Origin of the sequence: Trebonia sp., from assembly GCF_049794275.1 — a bacterium.
In the GTDB taxonomy this organism is placed as follows: domain Bacteria; phylum Actinomycetota; class Actinomycetes; order Streptosporangiales; family Streptosporangiaceae; genus Trebonia.
The window spans coordinates 1-4,102 of the sequence record NZ_JBARCR010001171.1 but is presented as its reverse complement, the minus strand read 5'-3'; the positions used below and the strand labels follow the sequence as shown (position 1 = coordinate 4,102).

The window sequence follows — 4,102 nt, the reverse complement described above, 5'->3', positions numbered from 1 at the left end:
GCCCCATTGGTCCCGGTGCCCCCGCGGGTCCGGGAGGGCACCAGGGTCAGTCGGCAGTGAACCCGCTCGCCACACCGCCGGCGATCACCCCGCAGGCCGATCCGGGGGGCCAGCCTGGCCCAGGCCTCGGCTTCCCTGGGGGCCCGCTCGGACCCGCCGGGCCGGCGTACTCCGCTGCGCAGCCGGGTGTCTCGCTTGCCGATGCCGTTCAGTCGGCACACCGGGAAGGCCAGGAGTTCGGCGAGTCGGTCGCGCGTGACGCGCCCGCGCTCTGGCTGGAGGCGGTGCTGGCAAGGAAGCCGCGGATGCCGTCCGACCTGGAGGCAAGGCTGCTCCAGGGGTCGGCGCTGCCGATCGACTTCCTATTGCACGACGAGGTGCGGCACGCGCTGCGCCGCGGGTTCTGGGACGCCCTGGAGCGTGCCCGCCGCTGATCTCATAAATCGCGTGCGCAACCTCCGTTGCGGACACCACATCCAGGCGAATGGGAAAGGGCCACTGGGGTACCGTGACAAGAGTGGCTGACGTCGGTGATTTCGACGAAATCGAGTTTGAGGCAGCACGGACAGGCAATCACGTGCGGGCCGCAGTACGCATGAGCGAGCTCGCCCGCGGGGTGGAGCCTGGCATGCGCGCCGAGTCTCACCTGCGGGTCGGCGAGCAGTGGATGATGGCCGACGAGCCGCAGCAGGCGGCGGACGAGTTCACCGCGGCGATCGAAGACGGCGGATCCACGTTCGGCAATCCCAGTGTCTACCTCGCCAGGGCGCTGTTCGCGCTGGGCCGCGACCAGGAGGCGGAGCAGTTGCTCGCCGTACTGGCCGCCAAGCGCGAGTCGACCACTCCTCGCACGTGTGACCTAGTCGCCGAGCTGCTGACCGAGCAAGGCGACCTGCGGCGCGCGCTCGAGTGGGCGACGGCGGGCGTCGAGCATTGCGTCGCGCGAGCCGACGACAACGAGCTCCAGCTCCTGCTTCGCCTGCGCTACCGCATCCGGGTCGATCTCGGCCTCGACGAGGACGACTACGACCGCATGCTGGACGCCACCCACCGCCAGGGCTGACCGGGCCCAGACCCGCAGAAACGGTTTGTCCCTGGTTTCTGCTGCCAGAGCGACGAACGGTAAGCCTTCAAACGGCCGACGTCCCTTCCGCCGACTCACTATCGAGGGAACCATACGGCTGTGAGATGGACGCGCCTGTGATCTGTCAGCAGATCCGCGAGACGTTCACCTACCCGCTGATGCTGCGCCTGCTTGCGTGCAAGGGCTTTTCCCGCGAGGCACTCCTCCCCTTTCAGGTCCGCAACGCTGTCGCTTGACACTGTAATAATGACAGTGTTATTAATCGGGTGATGGATGAGTCGTGGACGATCGCGGAGCTGACGGAGCTCGCTGCCGAGGCCCTGGGTACCCCAAGGGCCCTAGGCGCGGACACGTCGGCTGCAACAAGCGGGCCGGCTGGCGGGCTGGACGACGGCTCGCGCGCCGGACCGCTGCGCACCAACGGCCGGGTCCGTGACGTGCCAAACGAGCGCCTGATCCGCTGGTACGGCACTGTCGGCCTCGTCGATCCGCCGCTGAGCCGCCGGGGCCGCGTCGCCAGGTACGGGCGGCGGCACTTGCTCCAGCTCGTCGCGGTCAAGCGCCGTCAGGCAGAGGGGAAGTCGCTTGCGGAGATCCAGGTGGAACTGGCCGGCGTCACCGACGAGACCCTGGCGGCGGTCGCCCGGGTCCCGGCCCTGAGGCCCGCGCCGGCACAGGAAGGCGGCCCCTGGCCGGTCACCGGCGCTGGCGCTCTAGCCGCCGGGTCCCCAGCTGCCGTCCCGAGCCGGTTCTGGGCACGCCAGCCAGTCGCCGAGGCGCCATCAACTGGCACGGACGAGGACGGCACGGACGTTCCCCCGGCCTCGCTCGTGTACGGAATCCGGCTCGCGCCCGGCTTGACGCTCCTGCTTGACGGCCCTGACCGGGAGCCTGGCCCGGAGGATGTGACCCGAATCGTGAACGCCGCGCGGCCGCTGCTCGAGGAGCTGGTGAGCCGAGGTCTGGCTGCCTCCGCCTCACGTCATGCAACCGAACTAGACAATCCCCAGGATGGGAGCGGGACATGAGCACTGACATCACGCCGATGGAGACCGACCCCGCCGCCGAGCCAGACGGCGGCCTCGGTGCACTCACCACCAGCCGGGGTAACTTGCCCCTGGAAACGGTCGACGTGCAGGTCGCCATTACCGGCCTGTCTGCCAGCGTTGATGTGACGCAGGGCTTCCGTAACCCGTTCGACGTCTCGCTGGAGGCGACCTACATCTTCCCGCTGCCTGACCGGGCGGCGGTCACCGCGATGCGGATGGAGGCCGCCGGGCATGTCGTGGAGGGGCTGCTGAAGGAGCGTGCCCAGGCCCGGGCGGACTATGACCAGGCGATCGCGCAGGGACAGCAGGTCGCGATCGCCGAAGAGGACCGGCCGGACGTGTTCACGATGCGAGTCGGCAACATCGCCCCCGGCGAGCAGGTCACGGTCCGCCTCACGCTCGCGCAGCCACTGCCGTACCAGGACGGCGAGGCAATGTTCCGGTTCCCCCTAGTAGTCGCGCCACGGTACATCCCAGGCCGTCCGCTCGACGGCATGGCGGCCGGCAGCGGGGTGGCCACCGATACCGACGCCGTCCCTGACGCCTCCAGGATCAGCCCTCCGGTGCTGCTGCCCGGATTCCCCAACCCGGTCCGGCTCACACTGAGCGCCGATATCAACCCGGCCGGACTGCCGCTGGCGGGCATCCGGTGCAGCCTGCACGCCACCGCGGAGGAGGCGGCCGCGGACGGCCGCACCATCGTCAGGCTCCGGGCGGCCGAGCGGCTGGACAGGGACTTCATCTTGCGGCTGGCGGTTGCCCGCCACGACCAGATCGCAAGTTCGCTGGTCCTCACCACCGATCCGGGTGAGGGGCCCGCGCAGGGTACGTTCAGCCTCACGCTCGTGCCTCCAGACGGCCCTGGCCGCCCGCGGCCGCGTGATGTCGTGCTGGTGCTGGACCGGTCCGGCAGCATGCACGGGTGGAAGATAGTCGCGGCCCGCCGCGCCGTCGCCCGGATCGTGGACACGCTCACCGACGCGGACCGGTTCGCGGTGCTGTGCTTCGACAATTCGGTCGAGCGAGTCCCGGACGCTTCGCCGGGGCTGGCCTGGGCAACAGACCGCAACCGGTTCCGCGCCATCGAGCAACTCGCCCGGACGGAGGCCCAAGGCGGCACCGAGATGCTCAAGCCGCTCGTGTACGCCCGCCGGCTGCTCACCGACGCGGCCGCGCCGGAGATCACCGGGGGCCAGGTCACGGCCGCTCGTGATCGCGTGCTGGTCCTCGTCACCGACGGCCAGGTCGGCAACGAGGACCAGATCCTGAACACGGTCGGCCGGTCGATGGGCCGGGTCCGGATCCATGTCATCGGCATTGACCAGGCAGTCAACGCCGGATTCCTTGGCCGGCTCGCCGACGCCGGGCGCGGTCGCTGCGAGCTGGTGGAATCAGAGGACCAGCTCGATCAGGCCGCCGCCAGCATCCACCGCCGGATCGGCGCCCCGCTGGTGACCGCGCTAGCACTGGCCGGGAACGGCCTGCAGATCGAGGCAGGCACTGTGGCCCCGAGCCGGCTGCCGGACCTGTTCCCCGGGGTTCCGGTGACGATGTCAGGCCGGTGGCGCGGCCAGCCGGGCGGAACTATCACCGTCCGCGGCGCGACGGCCGACGCCGCGGCGTTCGAGGCTGTGGTGGCCGCGATCACCGGCGGCACCCCAGCGAGCACCGCGAACTGGGCGCGTGCCCACCTGCGGGACCTCGAGGACCGCTACGCGAGCCTGCCCGGGCACGACACCGGTGAGTTGGCCCGCCTAGAGCGGCAAATCACGGATGTCTCGCTGCGCTACGGCGTGCTCTGCCGGTTCACCGCGTTCATCGCGGTGGATTCGCGCGTGATCACGGACGGGGGAGTACCGCACCGGGTCACCCAGCCCGTCGAGCTTCCCGCCGGGTGGGATCTGGCTGGCCGCGACCCCGCGTTCGCCGTCCCTCGCGGCGGCCCGGGCCCCGCAGGCCGCCGCGCCCC

The 4,102-nt window shown here is 70.6% G+C and carries 4 protein-coding genes and 1 pseudogene; all 5 read left to right on the top strand.

The genetic code is table 11. The annotated features are described in order from the left end of the window. Positions 1-434 (top strand): annotated as a pseudogene (locus tag WA805_RS28915) (NYN domain-containing protein); the annotation flags it as partial. Between the two features lie 83 nt (positions 435-517). After that, entirely contained in the window at positions 518-1,063 is a 546-nt protein-coding gene (locus tag WA805_RS28910; RefSeq protein WP_422285609.1) for a tetratricopeptide repeat protein, read from the top strand. Between the two features lie 125 nt (positions 1,064-1,188). Continuing rightward, positions 1,189-1,320, top strand: a complete 132-nt coding sequence (locus WA805_RS28905) for a hypothetical protein (RefSeq protein ID WP_422338557.1) — start codon at positions 1,189-1,191, stop codon at positions 1,318-1,320. 33 nt (positions 1,321-1,353) lie between these two features. Beyond that, the gene (locus WA805_RS28900; RefSeq protein ID WP_424563571.1) at positions 1,354-2,112 is read left to right on the top strand and encodes a MerR family transcriptional regulator; all 759 of its coding nucleotides are present in this window, start codon (positions 1,354-1,356) and stop codon (positions 2,110-2,112) included. Continuing rightward, the coding region (locus WA805_RS28895; RefSeq protein WP_425243907.1) for a VIT domain-containing protein at positions 2,109-4,102 on the top strand (1,994 nt) is incomplete at its 3' end. The genes WA805_RS28900 and WA805_RS28895, both read left to right, overlap by 4 nt.